The sequence below is a fragment of the Alteromonas sp. W12 genome, assembly GCF_001924945.1.
Taxonomy (GTDB): Bacteria; Pseudomonadota; Gammaproteobacteria; order Enterobacterales; family Alteromonadaceae; genus Alteromonas; species Alteromonas macleodii.
On record NZ_LQXH01000007.1, the window covers coordinates 822187 to 843933 of the forward strand.

Annotated in this window: 19 protein-coding genes; 15 read left to right on the forward strand and 4 right to left on the reverse strand. The window is 45.3% G+C overall.

Annotation, left to right across the window (positions count from 1 at the left end):
* The first annotated feature begins 7 nt into the window (after window positions 1-7).
* From AWH61_RS11135 to AWH61_RS11165, 7 genes are all read left to right on the forward strand, one after another.
* A complete protein-coding gene (locus AWH61_RS11135) occupies window positions 8-469 on the forward strand; it encodes a SoxR reducing system RseC family protein (protein ID WP_039228286.1) in 462 nt (153 codons plus the stop codon).
* A gap of 323 nt (window positions 470-792) precedes the next feature.
* Window positions 793-2589, forward strand: a complete 1797-nt coding sequence (gene lepA / locus AWH61_RS11140; RefSeq protein ID WP_014950105.1) for a translation elongation factor 4 — start codon at window positions 793-795, stop codon at window positions 2587-2589.
* A complete protein-coding gene (gene lepB / locus AWH61_RS11145; RefSeq protein ID WP_014950104.1) occupies window positions 2589-3491 on the forward strand; it encodes a signal peptidase I in 903 nt (300 codons plus the stop codon). The genes lepA and lepB overlap by 1 nt, the downstream gene beginning before the upstream one ends.
* Window positions 3491-4177 (forward strand): ribonuclease III, encoded by a 687-nt coding sequence (gene rnc / locus AWH61_RS11150; protein WP_075177083.1) that lies wholly within the window; start codon window positions 3491-3493, stop codon window positions 4175-4177. Before lepB ends, rnc begins: the two co-directional genes overlap by 1 nt.
* A gap of 19 nt (window positions 4178-4196) precedes the next feature.
* On the forward strand, window positions 4197-5108 hold the full coding sequence (era, locus tag AWH61_RS11155; protein ID WP_014950102.1) for a GTPase Era: 912 nt from the start codon (window positions 4197-4199) through the stop codon (window positions 5106-5108).
* 226 nt (window positions 5109-5334) lie between these two features.
* A complete protein-coding gene (gene pdxH / locus AWH61_RS11160; protein WP_014950101.1) occupies window positions 5335-5973 on the forward strand; it encodes a pyridoxamine 5'-phosphate oxidase in 639 nt (212 codons plus the stop codon).
* Between the two features lie 115 nt (window positions 5974-6088).
* Window positions 6089-6910 carry a TatD family hydrolase gene (locus AWH61_RS11165; RefSeq protein ID WP_075177084.1) on the forward strand — a complete coding sequence of 274 codons (822 nt, stop codon included), beginning with the start codon at window positions 6089-6091 and terminating at the stop codon, window positions 6908-6910.
* A gap of 17 nt (window positions 6911-6927) precedes the next feature.
* On the opposite strand, the gene AWH61_RS11170 is transcribed toward AWH61_RS11165, so the two are convergent.
* Complete coding sequence (locus AWH61_RS11170) at window positions 6928-7644, reverse strand: hypothetical protein (protein WP_014950099.1); 717 nt, start codon at window positions 7642-7644, stop codon at window positions 6928-6930.
* 118 nt (window positions 7645-7762) lie between these two features.
* Here AWH61_RS11170 and serB point away from each other — a divergent pair, with 118 nt between their 5' ends.
* On the forward strand, window positions 7763-8746 hold the full coding sequence (gene serB, locus AWH61_RS11175) for a phosphoserine phosphatase SerB (RefSeq protein ID WP_039231744.1): 984 nt from the start codon (window positions 7763-7765) through the stop codon (window positions 8744-8746).
* Window positions 8747-8917: 171 nt separating this feature from the next.
* Here serB and AWH61_RS11180 read toward each other — a convergent pair whose 3' ends face one another.
* On the reverse strand, window positions 8918-11443 hold the full coding sequence (locus tag AWH61_RS11180) for a PilZ domain-containing protein (RefSeq protein ID WP_014950097.1): 2526 nt from the start codon (window positions 11441-11443) through the stop codon (window positions 8918-8920).
* Between the two features lie 190 nt (window positions 11444-11633).
* Between AWH61_RS11180 and radA the strand changes: the two genes are divergently transcribed.
* Window positions 11634-13001: a DNA repair protein RadA gene (gene radA / locus AWH61_RS11185; RefSeq protein WP_014950096.1), complete on the forward strand. Its 1368-nt coding sequence runs from the start codon at window positions 11634-11636 to the stop codon at window positions 12999-13001.
* Window positions 13002-13109: 108 nt separating this feature from the next.
* Here radA and AWH61_RS11190 read toward each other — a convergent pair whose 3' ends face one another.
* Together AWH61_RS11190 and ettA are read right to left on the reverse strand one after the other, a co-directional pair.
* On the reverse strand, window positions 13110-13517 hold the full coding sequence (locus AWH61_RS11190; RefSeq protein WP_014950095.1) for a PilZ domain-containing protein: 408 nt from the start codon (window positions 13515-13517) through the stop codon (window positions 13110-13112).
* A 210-nt stretch (window positions 13518-13727) separates the two neighbouring features.
* Complete coding sequence (ettA, locus tag AWH61_RS11195) at window positions 13728-15395, reverse strand: energy-dependent translational throttle protein EttA (protein ID WP_075177085.1); 1668 nt, start codon at window positions 15393-15395, stop codon at window positions 13728-13730.
* Between the two features lie 292 nt (window positions 15396-15687).
* Between ettA and lpxD the strand changes: the two genes are divergently transcribed.
* From lpxD to ribBA, 6 genes are all read left to right on the forward strand, one after another.
* Window positions 15688-16716 (forward strand): UDP-3-O-(3-hydroxymyristoyl)glucosamine N-acyltransferase, encoded by a 1029-nt coding sequence (lpxD, locus tag AWH61_RS11200; protein WP_075177086.1) that lies wholly within the window; start codon window positions 15688-15690, stop codon window positions 16714-16716.
* A 154-nt stretch (window positions 16717-16870) separates the two neighbouring features.
* Window positions 16871-18127, forward strand: a complete 1257-nt coding sequence (gene glyA, locus AWH61_RS11205) for a serine hydroxymethyltransferase (RefSeq protein WP_014950092.1) — start codon at window positions 16871-16873, stop codon at window positions 18125-18127.
* Between the two features lie 98 nt (window positions 18128-18225).
* Window positions 18226-18675 (forward strand): transcriptional regulator NrdR, encoded by a 450-nt coding sequence (gene nrdR, locus AWH61_RS11210; RefSeq protein WP_012517538.1) that lies wholly within the window; start codon window positions 18226-18228, stop codon window positions 18673-18675.
* A gap of 50 nt (window positions 18676-18725) precedes the next feature.
* Window positions 18726-19865 carry a bifunctional diaminohydroxyphosphoribosylaminopyrimidine deaminase/5-amino-6-(5-phosphoribosylamino)uracil reductase RibD gene (ribD, locus tag AWH61_RS11215; protein WP_083605918.1) on the forward strand — a complete coding sequence of 380 codons (1140 nt, stop codon included), beginning with the start codon at window positions 18726-18728 and terminating at the stop codon, window positions 19863-19865.
* Window positions 19866-19885: 20 nt separating this feature from the next.
* A complete protein-coding gene (locus AWH61_RS11220; protein WP_014950090.1) occupies window positions 19886-20548 on the forward strand; it encodes a riboflavin synthase in 663 nt (220 codons plus the stop codon).
* A gap of 20 nt (window positions 20549-20568) precedes the next feature.
* Window positions 20569-21669: a bifunctional 3,4-dihydroxy-2-butanone-4-phosphate synthase/GTP cyclohydrolase II gene (ribBA, locus tag AWH61_RS11225; RefSeq protein WP_014950089.1), complete on the forward strand. Its 1101-nt coding sequence runs from the start codon at window positions 20569-20571 to the stop codon at window positions 21667-21669.
* Window positions 21670-21747 lie beyond the last annotated feature (78 nt).

Below are 21747 nucleotides of genomic sequence, written 5' to 3' on the forward strand. Positions count from 1 at the left end.
AGTAACAATGATAAGAGAAACCGCCACCGTAGTTGCCGTTAATGGTGATACGGTCACCGTAGAAGCAGCGATTAAATCCACCTGTAACGCATGCCAAGCACAAAGTGATTGTGGTACCGGCGTTATTTCTCGTGCGCTTGCACCGAAAACGCAGCAGTTGACGCTGCGTACTCCCATGCCTGTGCGGGTTGGCCAAGAAGTGACTGTAGGCATACCGGAAGCAGGTATTTTAAGTGCATCGGCTTGGTTGTACTTGCTACCGCTTATAGCGTTTATCGGGGCATATTCGGTGTCGATATCATTACTTAGTAGTAACGGATTTACTCACGAGTTATGGGCCATGCTGCCAAGTGGGTTAGTAACCTTCTTTACCTATAAGCTAATTGCTTACAAGTTGCGTCGTGTAGAACGTACGAAATATCAACCTGTCCTATTGGGTCAACAAGAGCACAGTGCAGTAGAACATTGATTTTTTGAAGGGCTTTACGCTGCTCAATGGTTTAATACAGGACTGCTCCATACGAGGCCGTTTTATACGAGGCCAATTTATACGAGATTATAGTGTTAACTCACGCTCATCAATGTAGCCAAGTTTTGAGATAGGCCGAGGAAGTCACGTCAGGTTGCCACTTCCATTCGTTATGTTTCTTGAAAGTAATAAATTTTCCACCACGCCAATTCGCTTTTCGCGCAAGAAATGGGTAAAATCCGCACGCGCTGCGTATAACCCTTTAAGCAAGGCAAGCAGCATTTTTTGTTTAATGAATTTTTCTGCAGGTAATTTCCAGCATTATGCAACAATCGCACATTCGTAACTTCAGTATTATCGCCCACATCGACCACGGTAAGTCTACGCTGTCAGACCGTCTAATCCAGCATTGTGGAGGGCTAACAGACCGTGAAATGGCTGAACAGGTTCTCGACTCAATGGACCTGGAAAAAGAGCGCGGTATTACTATCAAAGCGCAAAGCGTAACGCTGAACTACGAAGCGCGCGACGGTGAAACTTATCAGCTTAACTTCATCGACACTCCCGGACACGTTGACTTTACCTATGAAGTATCTCGTTCTCTTGCTGCCTGTGAAGGTGCGCTTTTGGTTGTTGATGCAGGTCAGGGCGTAGAAGCACAGACATTGGCAAACTGCTATACCGCCATCGAGATGGATATGGAAGTGGTGCCTGTACTCAATAAAATCGACCTGCCTCAGGCTGAACCAGACCGCGTTGCAGAAGAAATTGAAGATATTGTTGGTATCGATGCGCTGGACGCTGTGCGCTGCTCAGCAAAAACCGGTATCGGTATTGAAGATGTACTTGAAGTCATTGTAAATAAAATTCCGCCGCCAGAAGGTGACCGCGAAGCGCCACTTAAGGCGCTGATCATCGATTCTTGGTTCGACAACTACCAAGGCGTTGTTTCACTGGTTCGTATTGTCGAAGGCCAGCTGACCAAGAAAGACAAAATTCAAATTATGTCAAACGGTCAAACGCATCAGGTTGACAAAATTGGTGTATTTACGCCTAAGCCACTCGATACGGGCACATTAAGAGCCGGCGAAGTAGGCTTTATCATCGCAGGAATTAAAGATATCCAAGGCGCGCCTGTGGGCGACACCATTACCTTGGCTCGCGAGCCAGCTGATGCAATGCTGCCGGGCTTTAAAAAGGTTAAACCTCAGGTTTATGCCGGTATTTTCCCAATAAGCTCTGATGATTATGAAGACTTCCGTGATGCCTTGGCGAAACTAAGCCTGAACGACGCTTCACTGTTCTATGAGCCAGAAAGCTCTGCAGCGCTAGGTTTTGGATTCCGTATTGGTTTCCTTGGCATGCTGCACATGGAAATCATTCAAGAGCGTTTAGAGCGTGAATATGACTTGGGTCTTATCACTACTGCGCCTACCGTAATATACGAAGTAGAAACGACCAAGGGCGAAACCCTTACCGTAGATAGCCCAGCTAAGCTACCTCCGGTAAATGATATCGCTGAAATTCGTGAGCCTATGGTTGAAGCCAATATTCTTGTGCCACAAGAGTACTTGGGCAACGTAATTACACTTTGCGTTGAAAAGCGCGGTATGCAAACCAACATGACATACCACGGTAAGCAAGTGGCAGTAACTTATGAGCTGCCAATGGCAGAAGTGGTGCTCGATTTCTTCGACCGCTTGAAATCTACGAGCCGTGGTTTTGCATCGCTTGATTACAACTTTAAGCGTTTCCAGACATCAGACATGGTGCGTGTTGATATTCTTATTAACGGTGAACGTGTAGACGCGTTAGCGGTAATTACGCACAGAGAAAACTCTCAAGGTCGTGGTCGTGAGCTGGTCGAAAAGCTTCGTGAGCTTATTCCACGACAAATGTTCGATATCGCTATTCAGGCGGCTATCGGTAACCATATTGTTGCAAGAAGTACAGTTAAACAGCTACGTAAAAACGTAATCGCGAAGTGTTACGGCGGTGACGTAAGCCGTAAGAAGAAACTACTTCAAAAGCAGAAAGAAGGTAAAAAGCGAATGAAGCAAGTGGGTAATGTTGAATTGCCACAAGATGCGTTCCTTGCAGTATTGAAGGTGGGCAAATAATGGCGAATTACTTCTCCTTGATTTTGGTGGCACTCACCTTAATAACAGGATTAATCTGGCTAGTGGATAGCCTAGTGTTTGCACCAAAGCGAAAAGCACGTTTACAGGCTGCGGCAACCGCAGAAGGAGCGGGCTATGGAGAAGATCCTCAACTGCCGTACCTTGTTGATACTTCGCAACAGATTTTTCCTGTTATTGCTTTCGTATTGGTATTGCGTTCGTTTTTATATGAACCATTTCAAATTCCTTCAGGCTCAATGATGCCCACTCTGTTAGTGGGTGACTTCATTTTGGTTGAAAAGTTTGCCTATGGCGTGAAAGACCCGGTTTTCAGAAGTAAGCTTATTGAAACTGGCGTTCCAGAGCGTGGTGATGTGGTGGTTTTCAAGTACCCTGAAGAGCCTTCAATAGACTACATTAAGCGCGTGATCGGTTTACCGGGCGATACTGTGGTTTATCAAAACAAACAGGTTTATATCAAACCGAAGTGTGAGACTGGCAACAACTGTCCTAAATTGAAAGCCGTACCGCTGACGTTCCAAGAGCGTGGTGAGTTCGTACAGGACATGGCGCAGCTTATGCGTTACACCGAAGATTTAGGCACAGTAGAGCACGACATTTTGCGCCACCCAGTACGCGAGATATCGCCGGTTAATTTTTATACCCAGCCTGGAACGCGCAGCAATGAGTGGATTGTGCCAGAAGGTCAGTATTTCGTGCTAGGCGATAACCGTGACAACAGCCGCGACAGCCGTTTTTGGGGTTTTGTGCCAGATGCAAACTTGGTTGGAAAAGCGGTGGCGATTTGGATTTCATTTGAATTTGAGCGCAGTCCGTCAGACTTCCTTCCAACTTGGGTACCAACAGGTGTTCGATTTGAGCGAGCAGGTGGCATTCATTAATGCAGGGAATTGATAAATATCGTCGTCTGTACAAGGCGATAGGCTACACATTTAGCAATGAAGCTTTATTGGAACAAGCACTTACTCATCGCAGTGCGGCTAAACAGCACAATGAGCGACTAGAATTTTTAGGTGACGCTATTTTAGGCATGATTGTTGGGGAAACGCTGTTTAAGCGATTCCCAACTGTGCCAGAAGGCAAACTCACACGAATGCGCTCTACTTTGGTTAAAGGAGACACACTGGCAGAACTTGCAAAGGAAGCCAGTGTGGGTGAACTACTTAACTTAGGGCCCGGTGAGCTCAAAAGCGGTGGTCATCGTAGAAGTTCGATTTTAGCCGATGCAGTTGAAGCTATTTTAGGGGCTATTTATCTCGATTCCGGTATGGACGAGGTACGAGGCGTTATAGACCGTTTATGGGAAACCCGCATTAACAAACTAGATCCTAATGCCCACCCTAAAGACAGCAAAACTCGTCTTCAAGAGTTTTTACAAGGTCGTAAACAAGCGCTGCCAACCTATGAGGTGTTGTCTATTTCAGGGAAAGATCACGCACAAACATTTGAAGTTAGCTGCAAGGTAGAAAGCTTACCAGAAGCCGTAGTGGCATCTGGCAATAGCCGCCGAAAAGCAGAACAAGAAGCTGCTCGTTTAACATTGGAGAAGCTTGATGACAACGCATGATGAATCGAATTTGCCAGAAATGCCTGATATTCAAACTCGCTGTGGCCTAGTTGCCATAGTAGGTCGCCCTAATGTGGGTAAATCGACCTTGCTCAATCGCTTGCTAGGTCAAAAAGTAAGCATTACGTCGCGTAAGCCGCAAACCACGCGCCACCGCATTCTCGGTATAGACACCGACGGTGATTATCAAGCGATTTACGTTGATACCCCTGGACTTCACCAAGACGAAAAGCGCGCGATTAATCGCTACATGAACCGCGCGGCATCAAGCTCTTTGGCTGAGGTTGGTCTTGTGCTTTTCGTTGTTGAAGGCGATCGATTCAACGCCGAAGATGAAATGGTATTAAGTAAGGTTAAACAAGCAAACCTTCCTTGCTATCTCATCGTAAACAAGATGGATAAGGTTGAAGATAAAGAAAACTTTATGGTTCACCTTAAAAAGCTTGGCGAAAAGCACCCGTTTGAGCACATGATCCCTATCAGTGCTAAACAGGGCCGAATGGTTGACGAAATTAGAGAGTTAGTGGCCAAGTCGCTACCTAAAAGTGAGTTTTTCTTCCCGGAAGATTACATTACTGACCGCTCAAGCCGCTTTATGGCTGCTGAAATCATTCGCGAAAAGCTTATGCGCTTTACCGGCGATGAACTGCCTTACTCTACTACTGTGGAAATTGAGCAATTCAAAATGGCAGACAATGGTGTTTATCGTATCAGCGGTCTGATTTTGGTAGAGCGTGAAACCCAAAAACGCATGATCATCGGCAAAGGCGGAAAGCATTTGAAAACCATTGGTGAGCAAGCGCGTAAAGATATGGAAAACTTGTTCGACAACAAAGTATTTCTAGAACTTTGGGTGAAAGTGAAACAAGGCTGGGCAGACGATGAACGTGCTCTGCGCTCTCTAGGTTACGGAGACGACAGTAACTTCTAGTTCACGCTAATATTATCTTTATAACGCTAGTTAGCTGTAACTAGCGTTATATTAGCACGTTATATTAGCAAAGATAGTGAGTCAGCATTTTCGCCAAGTGGTGTAGCTGATGGCTTGTGGACAACTACCTCAGTTAGATGCGCTTATGTGAGCATTTACACGGTGGTTTATTTACTCGGTTTCAACATCTCTAGCAGGCACAACAACTTCTTTTTAGGAGCGGTATATGGCAATTTCAGATATGCGCAGGCAGTACTCAAAGGGCAGTTTGAGTGAGTCAGATATTACTTCAAGTCCATTTATCATGTTCGATAAATGGTTAAAAGACGCCATAGACGCCGGAATTCCTGATCCTACTGCAATGACGGTTGCCACCGTCGATGCCAACGGCCAACCCTCTCAGCGTATTGTTTTGTTAAAAGATGTCAGTGAAAAGGGCTTTGTGTTTTTCACTAACTTAGGCAGCCGTAAGGCACAAGAGTTAGCGGTAAACCCTAAAGTGTCGTGCCACTTTCCCTGGTTTTTTATGGAGCGTCAGGTTCGCGTATGTGGCAGCGTTGAAAAGCTTTCTGTTTCTGAGAATGCTGCTTATTTCTTTTCGCGACCAAAAGACAGTCAGCTAGCAGCGTACGCGTCAAAACAAAGCAAACCTATTGGCAGCAGGGAGCTTCTACTGACCCAGTTTAAGCAGTTAAAAGATAAGTTTGCTAACAAAGAGCTTCCCGTGCCGGACTTTTGGGGCGGTTTCAGGATCGTGCCTCATCAAATTGAGTTTTGGCAAGGTGGAGAAGATAGGCTACATGACCGCTTTGAATACAACAAAACTGAAGATGGCGCGTGGGTAACACAGCGCCTTATGCCGTAGGGAATACGTTCACCTTTCGTTCCCGCTAAAGTACTTCACTAGAATGTGAGCCCGTTTAACTATTGAGCTTGTAGATAGCGTGCGGCGAGATAAGTAACAAGGAGGCATCTAAACCGTGATTGATAGTCATTGCCATCTCGACTTACTTGCACAAAAGAAAGATCTTAGAGTTGCATTAGAAAGCGCCAAAGCCGCAGGGCTTACCCGCATCATGGCGCCTAGCATTACCCCCGAATCTTGGCAGGCGTTACAAGCGCTCAATGAACGCTATGAAAGCCTTTTATCTATTGATACTGCGCTTGGACTCCATCCTTATTTTTTAACTGGCAGTGAGCTTGAAAAGCCAGAGCAAACACTCAAGAAGAGTCTTCGTCAACTTGAGGACGCTACGGCTAACTTGCACCCTTCGGTAAAAGCCGTGGGGGAAACAGGTATCGATGGGCATATAAGCGTGCCATTAGCGCTTCAAAAGGAAGCGCTACATAACCACTTGAAACTTGCCGATAAAGTATCGTTACCCGTAATTTTACATCACAGAAGAAGTCATCATCTGCTAGTTGAAGCATTGAAGCAAACCAAATACCAAGGTATAGGCGTTGTACATGCTTTTTCAGGAAGTATTGAAGCGGCCAAAGGGTATATTGAAAGAGGGTTTTACCTAGGTATAGGCGGTACGATTACCTATGAGCGTGCTCAAAAAACACGAAACACCCTTGGTTTTTTGTTAGAACACCATTTTGATAAATTGCTTTTAGAAACGGATGCCCCTGATATGCCCATGTGCGGTAGACAAGGAGAAGCAAACGAACCTCGTTATTTATCAGATGTCGTTGATGTTATAAGCGACCGCTATGGCATGTCACATAAAGAAATAGTGTCCACCACCACAGCGAACTACACTCGACTATTTGATATTGATGCTGGAAGTGAAGCATAGACTTCCAAATTAGCTATCTAGCGCTTCTCTTTATTTCTTTTTGATTCGATTACCTGAATAAACCATGGGCGAGATTTATAAAAGGCCCGGGTTAGGTAAATACCTAGCATGAGCGCTAAAAAGACGAGAATACACGCAATAAGAGCAAGCTGGTAACGCAATGTCAGTGGACTCTCGAGGACAGCCTGCGTGTTCATGTGAATATTCACATAACCTAGTAAATTTTCATTATCGTCAGTGATAACGCCAACATAGGTTAGCGGCGTTACACTTTGCGACTGACTCATCGACACCACACTGGCAATTTGAGGCAAAGGAGCAATATACCTCCCGTCCTTATCAAACACAGACAAGGCAAGAATGTGTGGCTCGTCGACCAAAATAGAGGCGACACTTTCAATATACTCCCGTTGAGTGAGAGTATCAGATAGCGCGGAATCTACATTGTTCTCAGTTTCCTGATTCGAAAGTGCGTCAGCGATAAAGGCAGGTTGTAGCAGTTTTGCATACTGCCTTGCTATGCTCTCACCAGAGAAGCGAGTTTGCACGGTAAGCCAGTCGTTTTGGTATTGTTGGAATAACAGAAGCAATACCACTATCAAAGCAAACACCGCACTCACTACTATTGTGTGGAACAATCGCTTTAGAACTGTGTACAACGAATGCGAGTCATTCTTTGTTTGTGAAGCTGCTTTGCTTAGCCCGTCTACCAATTCGCTTTTCCATAAAGTCACGAGGGTTGCCTAACAGTAGGATAATTCGAAATAATTTAAAAGGAGATATTTTATTAGTTAGCCTAATTGGTTAGCATTAGAGCACCATTTGCCAATCACCGCAGTTTCTGTGTGCGTTATGAAAGACACTCTTCTTAATAATATCGATAATGACGATATCCATTTAGCTTCTTTTTTGTCTCATGTAGTTAGCAATAGTCACAACGACAGTGCGTATTCACATACGTTAACCGTTATTGGTCAAGCTGTAACACCTTATCTACTGCACAGCGTTTTAATTAAACTCAACGATGTGTTTACTCCTTCAAGCGCTGCTTTCCATCATTTACACAAGCAAATGGGGGATGATGTAATAGAAATTAGAGGTGCTTTGCAAAACACTGAACTTGAGCAGATTAAGCCACTGCTGGGCGACGTATCCAAGGCATATAATGTTGATGTTGGTTTGCAGGGCTCTCGCCCCTCATTGTCTGAGCCAGGACTACTGGTCATGGACATGGATAGCACTGTCATCGCTATTGAATGTATCGATGAAATAGCTAAATTGGCGGGTGTTGGCGAGCAGGTGGCAGAAGTTACCGCTAAGGCAATGCGTGGAGAAATTGCGTTTAATGATAGCTTAACGCATAGAGTGGCCTGCTTGGAAGGCGTGCCAGTTAGTCACCTTAATCAAATTCGTGACAGCATACCTATCATGCCCGGCATTCAAGCCTTGCTTACTCACTTGAAACAGCATAATTGGAAATTAGCGATCGCCTCAGGTGGATTCACCTTTTTCGCTGACCACCTAAAAGCAAGGCTTGGACTCGATTTTGCCATTTCTAACACGCTTGCGGTGAAAAACGAGCAGCTGACTGGAAAAGTAGAGGGTGAAATTGTCAATGCAGACGTTAAGGCGCGAACCGTAAACGCCCTTGCCGAGAAGTGGCAAATTTCAGCCAAACAAACCGTTGCTATGGGTGATGGAGCTAACGATTTGGTCATGATGGCTGAATCAGCGCTAGGCGTGGCGTGTCACGGTAAGCCACTGGTTAATGAAAAGGCAGATGTGGCAATCCGCATTGGCAGTTTACATAGCCTTCTGTATTTTCTAGACAAGTAGTTAGCGAGAGTCTGTAATACAAGCGTTAGTTTTGGGGCAATAAAACTAGCGCTTCACACTTTATCGGTTACCTTTCACCAGCCACAAGTTTCCAAAATCTTGTGATTAAAATCCTCCCGTGATGGGTCTTAACCTACGGGCTCATTTAAATTGATAAGCTTTGCTATTTCACTACGCGTTGCGCGCAATAGCTTTAGGTTGAACCGCACTTTTTAACGTTTTATTTGCCGTGATGTCTTCCACTGTAAAGCCGTATCTTATAAGTACTTCATCTGTGACATCGACTAGGTGAGAGCACGCTGCAATACTCCACATTTTCTTCTCTAGCTCACGGGCCCGGTGCATGGCGTACATGGTGACGTAATTGATTTCCGTTTGCAGCATGGTCATGTCTGGCTTGCCGGTTGTGGTTAGCATGACATGAATAGCTACGAACTGGCCGCGAACCATAGCTTCTCTAATAAACGCTCGGCGCTGCTCGTTATTTTCGAATTTATCGGAATAGCGAGGAATGATCGCCATTCGCGGCTCTTTTTGTGATGCATCGAATGAGATAAATAATTCCTGTCGCAACGGCATATTTTCAAGCTTAACGGCCTTAATGCCACTTTGTACAAAAGGTATATCTTGTTTTCTGTCTCTAAAGAGAAACTCTAAATTCACTTGACCACGTTCGGCGTATTGCGTGGTTAGCGTGGTTATGCGTTCGTCCTGCTTTCCGACAATACAAGCCTGTGGAGTGTAGCGAACACCTTCCTTACTCATTAAGAAGGATAGGGAAGTAGCGTTTCGCGCATTAATACAACGAAGCGCCTGTCCCATGCCTGGTACTTCTTCTTCGTCATTCTCTACTTTAAGGCTGCCTTTGTTCTTTTTAATCAGTTCTTCAAAGAAGTTTCTAGCACTTTTGCCTTCGTCGCCCGGCATAGTTTTTAAATGAAGAATGTTCTTGTCGACGTTGTGATAAATGATTTCGTATTGCAAATGCATGACATCAAAGGAACTGGCAATTTCTTGCAGACGAGGGAAGGCGACTTCTACTTTGCCCTCTAAATTACCTTTATATTCTTTGCTCAACTCTATACGAAGTCCAAGTCCATGCACCGAAATATCTTCGCTGATCCCTTTGTGCACCAGTTCTTCATTATTGAAGCGAGCTTCAATTTGGGTTCTCAGCTGATAGCGACTTTCAATGCGTTGCTCTTCATATTTAAACCTGACAACCTGAACATTCGAAGGAGCGCGATTGCGCGGATGCCCAAAATTTCGCAGATGAGAGAGGTTTTCTCGATTAAACTTAAACTCGTTGTAGGTCTCTTGCCCTGTTACTGAGGTTACATCGGTTACGTGTGCCAAGAATCGCAGGTTTTTCAGCTTTGACATTAGTCGAGCCGATGGCGGAGTGTTCAGTTTTTTAACTTTATTACCTACAGAATCCGGAATGGAAAGCGGAATATGGGCCTGCTCAGGGTCAACCTCTGTTAAGGTTATTTTAAATACCCGCCAACTCGCTTTTTTAGAGCCAAACCCTAAAAATACTCGGGTTAGTACGTCTTTTTGCAAGAGTTCCTCGTAAGACGCTGAGTAAAAGTAGACCTTGTCGTTCTGCAAATGAGTAAAACTAAATACGAAAATCTCTCTTACTTCTTCTGACTTCTGCAATAAGCGCATAAGCCTTTCCTGGGTGAGTAAGAAGTTCAATCGACAGTTATCGTCTTCGTCTTGCCAATACTGCACGGTTTCGCGGTTCACTTCGTTAACCATAGCAAACCGGGGAACCAGCGTTTTATTAATGACGTCTATATACACCGGCAGCGTGGGGCTACGCGGCGAAAAGTACTGCTCACAAATCTTACTGGTAATCGCCTCAATCGTATTGCTCATATTAACTTTATATCGGCGTTTATTGCCGTGTATAAAGCTTTCTAAGAATTTGTCGAATGCGGGGCTTGGCTTTTCTTTATCTCGTTGCAAGGCAAGATAGTTAACATCGTTTTTAGTTATTATCTTTACGAGCTTATATGCAATGCCATTCTTTTTGTCCATGGCAAATTCATTCTCTAAGCCCCTAAAGAATATAAACAGCGTTTCTCCTTTTTTGAAAAACGCGTCTTTAGAGAGTTTTACCTGTAAGCCTTCAAGAGATATATCAACACTCAAACCGCGCATTGATTGATTGGCGCTATTAAATAACTCTACCGCCACAGCGAAGTTCATGCGTTCAGTGTTGCGCTGTCTGTAATCAAGCAGGTTTACGGTAGGAACTTTAAACTGCTCCAATACTGCTGAGCGCTTTTTGAGTTCAGGATTTTCTTTATCAGCGCGTTCTTGTGCGAGTTCTTTTTCGCGCATTAAGCGAAAGTTGTTTTCGGTGTTTTGTACCGCTTCGTAAACACCGTAAGTATATCGGCCAAATACCCTCAACTGCTCTTCAAACTTGTCAACAGCGACGTCATCCATGTAATGGCTACGTCCTTCGTGTACATATTTATTGCACTTTCCGTCAACATGACCACGCAAGTCTATGGTGCGCATACAGGGTTTGGCTAGGCGTTTCACTTCCATTTTGATGAGGAAGCGCTTTTCTTTCGGCACATCAGATGCAGTTTGAAGCAATACCTGGTTAAACTCAGGCTCATTAACCATGGGCTTTAGCTGTTCAATAATATCAGCATATTGCTTTAAATCTTGACTCATGAATGCGCAACTTTGTTGTTTAGTATCATTATTTTAGTTGTTATCGGCAAATCAGCAAAACTCATTAACCCGTAAAATCGTTATACTTTTGTACCAGTTTTACTGGAGGAGAACTGACCTTAGGTTTGTGCTTAATTCACCGTTGTTAAGTGTTAGAATACTCTTTTTAAGCAATGGATAAAACTGGAATATGGCAAAACGTAAAACTGCTTACGTGTGTTCTGACTGCGGTGCAGAGTTCCCTCGCTGGCAAGGTCAATGTTCAGAGTGTAAAGCGTGGAATACGATAAGTGAGTTTGTGGTTGCAAGTGCCAAAAGTGTCGCACGCCAAACCACGTCAGGCTATGCTGGGCAAACCGCTGCCAAAATTGAGACATTAAATGCAATAGATCTCGAATCACTACCGCGTTTCTCGTCAACATTTAAAGAGCTAGATAGAGTGTTAGGGGGCGGAATAGTCCCTGGGGCAGCTATGTTAATTGGTGGATCGCCAGGAGCGGGTAAGAGTACGCTTCTGCTTCAAGTAATGTGTCAGATGGCAAAAAGTGAAACCGCGCTTTATGTCACGGGGGAAGAGTCGCTTCAGCAAGTCGCCATGCGAGCAAAGCGCTTAAATCTACCTGACGACAAGCTGATGATGTTAGCCGAAACAAACGTGGAAACTATCTGCGATTTAGCCCTTACGAAAAAGCCTAAAATTATGGTTATCGACTCTATTCAGGTGATGCACGTGTCAGACGTTCAGTCTGCGCCAGGCAGTGTGTCGCAAGTACGAGAAAGCGCGGCGTATTTAACACGCTTTGCCAAGCAAAATCATATTGCTATGTTCATTGTTGGCCATGTAACAAAAGACGGTAACTTGGCGGGTCCGAAAGTTCTTGAGCACTGTATCGACAGCTCTATGATGCTGGAAGGAGAAAGTGATGGTCGCTACCGTACGCTTCGAAGTCATAAAAACCGCTTTGGTGCGGTAAATGAGCTCGGCGTGTTTGCCATGACAGAAAAAGGCCTTAAAGAGGTAAGCAACCCATCGGCCATATTCTTAAGTCGAGGTGACAATGAAACGCCAGGGTCTAGCGTTATGGTTATCTGGGAGGGCACCCGCCCGTTACTTGTAGAAATTCAGGCGTTGGTAGACTATTCACAGATGTCGAACCCAAGGCGAATCGCTGTAGGGTTGGATCAGAACCGTTTGTCGATGCTGCTCGCGGTTTTGCATCGCCATGGCAATGTGCAAATGAACGATCAAGACGTTTTTGTCAACGTGGTAGGCGGTGTAAGAGTATCAGAGACCAGTGCAGACTTAGCCTTATTATTGGCCATGATTTCAAGCTTTAGAAATCGCTCGCTGCCCAGAGATTTAATTGTATTCGGCGAAGTCGGGCTAGCCGGCGAGATTCGCCCGGTTCCTAACGGAACGGAACGCATTATCGAAGCAGCGAAACATGGTTTTAAGCGGGCGATCGTGCCAAAAGCCAATGCGCCTAAGCAAGCCATTAATGGTATGAAAGTGGTGCCGGTAGCGCGCTTATCTGAGGCGTTAGACGCGCTTGAGTAATGCGAAAGGCTCAACATTTAAGTAAAGTGTTGACGGTGCCTGTTAAATTGAAAGGCCTATTAAATGGGCCTTTCCTGCATTAAACGAGTGAAACGCGTTTTTTAAAGGTTAATGTGGCGCCTGATAAACCGCATCAACTAATGCATTCAGGTCTTTCTCTTCAATACTGGCGTCGTCGCTGTTTAAAGTAATTAAACGACGAAGGGCGCTAATGCTGTCTACATCCATTCGCTCAACTTTACAGCCTAATGAAACCCGTTCTTTTCTACTGTCGGCATGACGATACAACTGCGAAATAGAAAGGGTTATTACAGGACTGTCTTCATTTGCTTGGAAGGTAGCAGTGTAAGGGTCGTGACTGTCAAAAGGTAAGTGTGACAACGCCGTTTCGGTAGCTTGAAGTTTAATGCCTTGAAGCGATACGTCGCTGACTACCACATCAATACTAACGTCATTGTGTGCCAGTGTGCCATTTACATTCAGTGACACCCGTTGAAATTGGCGCTTATCCGTCATTTTTCAAATACCCAGTTATCATTAACGCTGTTATATCAGTCCGCGTAGATAATTGCCCACTGAGTGGGTAATGACCTATGCGGACTGGTATTAGTATTGGCTAATTTGCGTGGGTTCGCAATGAAAAGCGAACAAATAAAAAAGCCGCTATCAGCGATAGCGGCTTTAGGCGTAAAGCAGAGATACAGATCTTACATCTCTGAATTTGTTTTATTTAGACATACGCTTATATTTAAGGCGGTGCGGTTCAACCACATCTTGTCCAAATTCTTGCTTCAACCAGCTTTCGTAGTCTGAGTAGTTACCTTCGAAGAAGTTGATGTTACCTTCATCGCGGTAATCCATAATGTGTGTTGCTACACGGTCTAGGAACCAACGGTCGTGCGAGATAACCATGGCACAGCCTGGGAACTCCAACAGCGCGTTTTCCAAGGCGCGAAGTGTTTCTACGTCTAGGTCGTTGGTTGGCTCATCCAGTAGCAATACGTTACCGCCTGCTTTAAGCAGTTTCGCAAGGTGAACACGGTTACGCTCACCACCTGACAAGTCTTTGATGAACTTCTGCTGGTCGGTGCCTTTAAAGTTAAAACGGCTGCAGTAGGCGCGGCTGTTAATTTCAAAGTTACCAATGCGAATAATGTCTTGTTCGTCAGAAATTTCTTTCCACACGGTGTTGTTTTCGTTCATGTGGTCGCGGAACTGTTCTACCGCAGCAATTTGAACGGTTTCACCTAAATCGATGGTGCCTGAATCAGGTTTCTCAGCACCAGTAAGCATTCTGAACAAGGTTGATTTACCCGCGCCGTTAGGGCCAACGATACCTACAATGGCACCCTTTGGTACTTTAAACGTTAAGTCGTCGATAAGCACGCGATCGCCATACGACTTTTTAAGGTTGCTTACTTCAATAACCTTGTCACCTAAGCGTTCACCTGGTGGAATGAAAAGCTCATTGGTTTCATTACGCTTTTGGTAATCGCTGGTAGATAGTTCTTCAAAGCGGGCCATACGAGCTTTACTTTTAGCATGACGACCTTTCGGGTTTGAGCGTACCCACTCAAGTTCCTGTTTCATGCTCTTCATACGTGCCGTTTCGGTACGCTCTTCTTGCTCAAGTCGGTTTTCTTTTTGCTCCAACCAAGAAGAGTAGTTACCTTCCCACGGAATACCTTCACCACGGTCAAGTTCTAAAATCCAACCTGCAACGTTATCAAGGAAGTATCTATCGTGGGTAATAGCGACTACCGTACCTTCATAATCGTGAAGGAAACGCTCTAGCCATGCGACTGATTCTGCGTCTAAGTGGTTAGTGGGTTCGTCTAGAAGCAACATTTCAGGCTTTTCTAGAAGTAGGCGGCACAGCGCTACACGGCGGCGTTCACCACCAGATAGTTTGCTAACGTCCGCATCCCACGCTGGAAGGCGAAGGGCATCAGCAGCACGCTCTAATGCATTTTCTAAGTTGTGGCCATCTTTGGCTTGAATAATAGCTTCTAACTCGCCCTGCTCTTTAGCAAGGGCGTCAAAATCAGCGTCTGCTTCTGCATAAGCTGCATATACTTCATCTAGGCGAGTTAATGCGTGTTTAACGTCGGCGACGGCTTCTTCTATATTGCCGCGAACATCTTTTGTTTCATCAAGCTGAGGCTCTTGTGGAAGGTAGCCCACTTTTAAGCCCGGTTGAGGACGCGCTTCACCTTCGATGTCGGTATCTACGCCGGCCATAATGCGAAGTAAGGTAGATTTACCTGCACCGTTTAGACCTAGCACACCAATTTTGGCGCCTGGGAAAAAGCTAAGTGAGATATTTTTTAGAATGTGTCTATTAGGTGGGACGATTTTGCCCACGCGATGCATACTGTAAACGTATTGCGCCATGCTCTATCCTCGCTGAATAAGCGGTGAAAAATAAAAAAGTGATTGTGGTCTATTCTACTCGTAACAGGGTAGTTTGTGCCAGTTACTTACGCTTAGTGTATTTGTGCTTGGCGATATTTTAATCACTCATGCCAAAAAGATCGATTTATGCATCGGTTGGCGAGTTGATTTAAGGTAAACTTGTTTTTATAAGCATGAGTAAACATGGGCTTTAGGGTGAGCTAGCAAACAGCAATAAAGAACCCAAAGCGATAGACTCAACACTATTCATATCTCTGAACAGGTAATTATGATGACCGCTATGAGTAAACGCACATACAGTCTGGAAGAGCTTGCCAAACATGTAAGTGGGGAAGTGCAGGGCGATGGAAACATTACTATCTCTGCAGTAGGTACGTTATCCGGTGCAGCATCGCACCAAATTTCGTTTCTAACAAATCCTAAATACAAGCCGCAGTTAAAAGATACTCAGGCTGGTGCGGTAATTCTGCACAAAAACTTAAAAGATGATAGCCCAGTTCCAGCGTTGGTTGTGGCAAACCCTCATGCAGCGTTCGCCCTTATCGCTCAGTTGTTTGATACTACTCCAGCGGTAGCGACAGGTATTGCTGAGACAGCGGTTATTGCGCCATCTGCCCGCATCGGCAGTGATGTATCGCTAGGCCACAATGTAATCATTGAAGAGAACGTGGTTTTAGGCGATAGAGTTACTGTAGGCGCGAATACGGTTATTCGTAGAGGTACCCATATTGGTGAAGGCTGCACCATTCACCCGAACGTAACTATCTATCATGACGTTGTGATTGGTAAGCGCGTGACAATTCATAGCCAAACAGTTATTGGTGCGGCAGGCTTTGGTTACGCAAATGATAAAGGCGTTTGGATCCCTATTCCACAAACAGGGTCGGTTCGCATTGGTGACGACAGTCAGATTGGCGCAAGCAGCAGCATTGACCGCGGCGCCATGGAAGATACGATTTTAGGCACTAACGTTATTATCGATAACCAAGTACAAATTGGCCACAACTGTATTATTGGTGATCACTCTTGTATTTGCGGCGCTACAGGTATTGCTGGTAGCTGTCATATCGGCAAGCACGTTATTATCGGTGGTGGAGTGGGCATTAATGGCCACATTAGCATTTGCGATAATGTTCAGGTGACTGGCTATACCATGATTGTTCAAGATATCACTGAACCGGGTGTTTATTCTTCTGGCCAGCCAGCACAAACCAACCGTGACTGGCGCAAAAATGCGGTTCGCCTTGCCAAAATTGGTAGTTTATTTGACCGTGTTAAAGCCCTGGAAAAACAGGTCTGATCTCGCGCTGGCGCAGGTATTTCGTTAAACCTGCGCCAATTATATTAATTTGGTCACAAAGCGGTATACAAGCCCCCGAAAATGACTAGAATATGGCTCGAATTTGAGCAATCAGTGCGTAACGCCATATAAAAACCGCAGTTAAGGAGCCCCCATGTTTTCTCGCGAAATGAATATAGCCGACTTCGATCCTGAATTAGCCGATGCAATGTCTAAAGAGGTTGAGCGTCAAGAACATCACATAGAGCTAATTGCCTCTGAGAACTACTGTAGCCCACGTGTAATGGAAGCACAGGGTTCGCAGCTTACTAACAAGTACGCGGAAGGCTACCCAGGCAAGCGTTACTACGGTGGTTGTGAGCACGTAGACGTTGTTGAACAACTTGCTATCGATCGTGCAAAAGCACTATTTGGTGCAGACTACGCGAACGTTCAACCGCACGCTGGTTCACAAGCTAACTCTGCCGTATTCATGGCACTACTTGACGCAGGCGATACGGTATTGGGAATGAGCCTTTCTGAAGGTGGTCACCTTACTCACGGTTCACACGTAAACTTCTCTGGTAAAACCTACAATGCTGTTCAGTATGGTCTGAACAAAGAAACCGGTGAAATCGATTACGCTCAGGTTGAGGCACTTGCTAAAGAGCACAAGCCGAAAATGATTATCGGTGGTTTCTCTGCGTATTCTGGCATTGTTGATTGGGCAAAATTCCGTGAAATCGCTGATAGCGTTGGCGCTTACTTGCTCGTAGATATGGCGCACGTAGCAGGACTTGTAGCAGCGGGCGTTTATCCAAACCCGCTTCCTCACGCTCACGTGGTAACAACGACTACTCATAAAACCCTTGCTGGCCCACGTAGTGGTTTAATCCTTTCTTCATGCGGCGATGAAGCGATTTACAAAAAGCTAAACAGCTCTGTATTCCCAGGCAACCAAGGTGGCCCTCTTTGCCACGTGATCGCAGCTAAAGCGGTTGCATTCAAAGAAGCACTACAGCCAGAATTTAAAGTGTATCAGCAGCAGGTTGTTGCAAATGCGAAAGCTATGGTTTCTGTAATGCAAGAGCGCGGTTATAACATCGTTTCTGGCGGTACTGACAACCACTTGTTCCTTCTTGACCTTATCGACAAGGACATTACCGGTAAAGATGCTGACGCAGCACTTGGTGCCGCAAATATTACGGTAAACAAAAACTCAGTGCCAAATGACCCGCGTTCACCGTTTGTAACCAGTGGTCTTCGTATTGGTAGCCCAGCGATTACTCGCCGTGGTTTCAAAGAAGAACAAGCTAAGCAAGTTGCAACATGGATTTGCGACATTCTAGATAACATGGGCGATGAGTCTGTTATCAAACGTGTTCAAGACGAAGTGGTTGCACTTTGCGCACAATTCCCTGTTTATAAATAAATAGGTTTGTGTTTTATTGCGTACTTTGGTACTAATGCTGGACTAACTAGTCTAGGTTTAATTTAGATACCTAAGTACGCAATATTTAAGGATTATTCATGTTTTGCCCGTTTTGTTCAGAACAAGAAACAAAAGTCATTGATTCTCGTTTGGTTGCAGAAGGGCAACAGGTGCGTAGACGCCGTGAATGTATGGTGTGTCACGAGCGCTTCACGACCTTTGAAAGTGCTGAGCTCGTGATGCCTCGCGTTATTAAACGCGATGGTTCTCGTGAACCGTTTAACGAAGATAAACTTCGTGCAGGCTTGCAACGCGCACTCGAAAAGCGCCCTGTGAGCACAGAAAAAGTTGAACAATGTATCCTCTCACTTAAGTCACAGTTGCGCGCAACCGGTGAACGTGAAGTGAGCAGTGAACTGCTCGGCAACCTAATTATGAAAGCCCTCAAAGAACTCGATAAAGTTGCTTATGTCCGGTTCGCCTCCGTTTATCGCTCTTTCGAAGATATTCGTGAATTCGGAGAAGAGATTGCGCGATTAGGAGATTAAGTCGGCGACCTCTCAAACATCAGGCACTTAGGGCTACAACAGGAATCCAAGTGAACCACGATACGGTTAAAAACGATTATTTTTGGATGGCAAAAGCCATTCAGCTTGCCCAACAAGGGCGTTTTACCACTTCTCCTAACCCTCGCGTAGGCTGTGTAATTGTTGACGAAAACAATCAATTGCTTGGTCAGGGATATCACATTCAAGCTGGTACACCCCATGCCGAAGTGCATGCATTAAGACAAGCATCTAACGCACGTCCGCAAGGCGCAAAGGGCGCGACGGCATACGTTACACTTGAACCTTGTAGTCATTTTGGTCGCACACCGCCTTGCGCTGTTGCCTTGGTAGAAGCAAAGGTAGCGCGTGTTGTTATTGCTATGACCGACCCGAATCCAAACGTATGCGGTAACGGTATTAGCATTCTGCAGGAAGCAGGCATCGAAGTGGTAAGCGAAGTGATGGCTGCTGAGGCCGCAGCGCTAAACCCTGGGTTTATTAAACGCATGCTTACCGGTAGGCCCTTTGTTCGCGTGAAATTAGGTATTAGCCTAGATGGAAAAATAGCCCTTCAAAATGGGGTAAGTCAGTGGATTACTGGTGCAGAAGCAAGGCGGGATGTGCAACAGTATCGTGCACAAAGTTGCGTAGTATTGACGGGTTCGGGTACGGTACAAGCTGATAATCCTAGCCTCTTAGTTCGTGAAAAAGAGGCTCAGTTTGAAAAGTATCCACTAGATCATATCCGCCAGCCAGCACGTGTGGTTGTAGATAGCAAAAGTAAGCTTAGTAGAGACTACACACTTTTTAACGACGGCAATATTACGATCACGGCGACGTCACAGGCTCACCCAGACACCGCTACTCAGCACTATCTCCAACTGGACGAAAAAGACGGTAAACTCAATTTACATTCACTTATGTCAGCACTAGGCGATAAGCAATATAATGAAGTGTGGGTGGAAGCAGGCCCAGGCCTTGCCGGTGCATTATTGCAAGAAGGGCTGGTGGATGAACTTATTTGCTACCAAGCGCCTAAGCTTTTAGGTGATAAGGGAGTCAGTATGGTTAATTTACCCGCGTTCACGTCGCTAAATGAATGTATTTCGCTTTCGCTTATTGAAAATCGTCAAGTGGGTAACGATATTAAGCTTATCTTCCGTCCTGATGTTAGCAACACCCGTGGTTAACGCGATTAAAGAGGAACTTTATGTTTACAGGAATTATTCAAGCGCTAGGTACAATCAAGAAGCTTGATAACCGTGGCAACGATATTCGACTTACCGTTTCATCGCCTACGCTTGATATGTCTGATGTCGCACTCGGCGACAGTATTGCGACCAATGGTGTTTGTTTAACAGTTACTGATATGGGCCCCGATTATTATTGTGCAGATGTGTCGGCAGAGACCATCAAATTAACGGGCTTTGCACATTACAGCGCAGGCTCTACGGTGAATCTTGAGAAAGCGATGCGTCCAAGCGACCGTTTAGGTGGTCATATCGTTTCTGGTCACGTTGATGGTGTAGGCGAGGTTACACAAATCATTAAGCACTCAGACTACGTAGAGTTCTGGGTAAAAGCGCCAGAAGCCTTGGCTAAATATATTGCGCATAAAGGTAGTATCACCGTTGATGGTATCAGCTTAACTGTTAACGAAGTTAATGGCGCAGAATTTATGCTTTGGATCATTCCTCATACATTGCAAGAAACCATTATGGGGAGCTATAAGGTGGGCACAGCGGTGAACTTAGAGGTTGATGTTATTGCGCGCTATTTAGAGCGATTGATGTTGGGCGACAAAGCCGCCGAGCCAAAAAGCAAAGGCATTGACATGGCATTTCTTGCCGAGAACGGATTTTTAAGAAAATAACCCTACAAGAAGCACACAACATGGCATTTAACACTACACAAGAAATTATTGAAGACATTCGCCAAGGTAAAATGGTTATCTTGATGGATGACGAAGACAGGGAAAATGAAGGCGATTTGATAATGGCGGCAGAGCATGTGACGCCTGAAGCCATTAACTTTATGGTAACCCACGCTCGCGGTTTAGTGTGTTTACCAATGACGCAAGAGCGCTGTCGCACCCTGAATCTTCCGCTTATGGTGGATAAAAACGAAGCACAGTTTTCTACCAACTTCACTGTGTCTATTGAAGCGGCAACCGGCGTGACTACAGGCATTTCGGCGGCAGATCGCGCAACAACCATTAAAGCTGCTGTAGCGAAAGATGCGAAAGCGACAGACATTGTACAGCCGGGTCATATTTTTCCGCTAATTGCTAAAGACGGTGGCGTGTTAAACCGCGCAGGTCACACTGAAGCTGGTGTAGATTTACCGCGTTTGGCAGGGTTAGAGCCTGCTGGGGTTATTGTAGAAATCCTCAATGAAGACGGCACGATGGCCCGTCGTCCAGAACTAGAAAAGTTTGCTGAAAAACATAATCTTAAAATCGGCACCATTGCTGATTTAATTGAATATCGCAATCTCAACGAAACCACCATTCAAAAGGTCGCTCAATGCAATATGCCAACCGAGTATGGTGACTTCGAGCTTCACACGTTTAAAGACAGCATCGACAACCAACTTCATTTCGCACTTAAAAAAGGCGAAATTAAAGAAGATGAGCCGACACTTGTACGTGTACACCTTCACAATACGTTTAGTGATCTTCTTGGGTCTACCCGCGGTATTCATCGCTCGATGACGCTTGCAGATGGCATGCGCAAAATTTCAGAAGACGGTGGCGTATTGGTGCTATTAGGTAAAGAAGAGCATATTGAAAGTCAGGTACGCCGCTTTGCCGCAGAAGACCGAGGCGAGCGCCCGACTGGCGCTGACTGGCAGGGGTCGTCACGCACTATTGGTGTAGGCAGTCAAATTCTAGCATCAATGGGCGTACACAAAATGCGTCTTCTTAGTAAGCCAATTAAATATCACGCACTTTCAGGTTACGGCCTTGAAGTAGTGGAGTACGTGCACGACTAGTACTTAGCTGTAGGGCGGAGCTAAAGTGGAGAGGGTTTGCGACGAGCACTCCCTTCCCACATTGAGTCAAGCTAACGT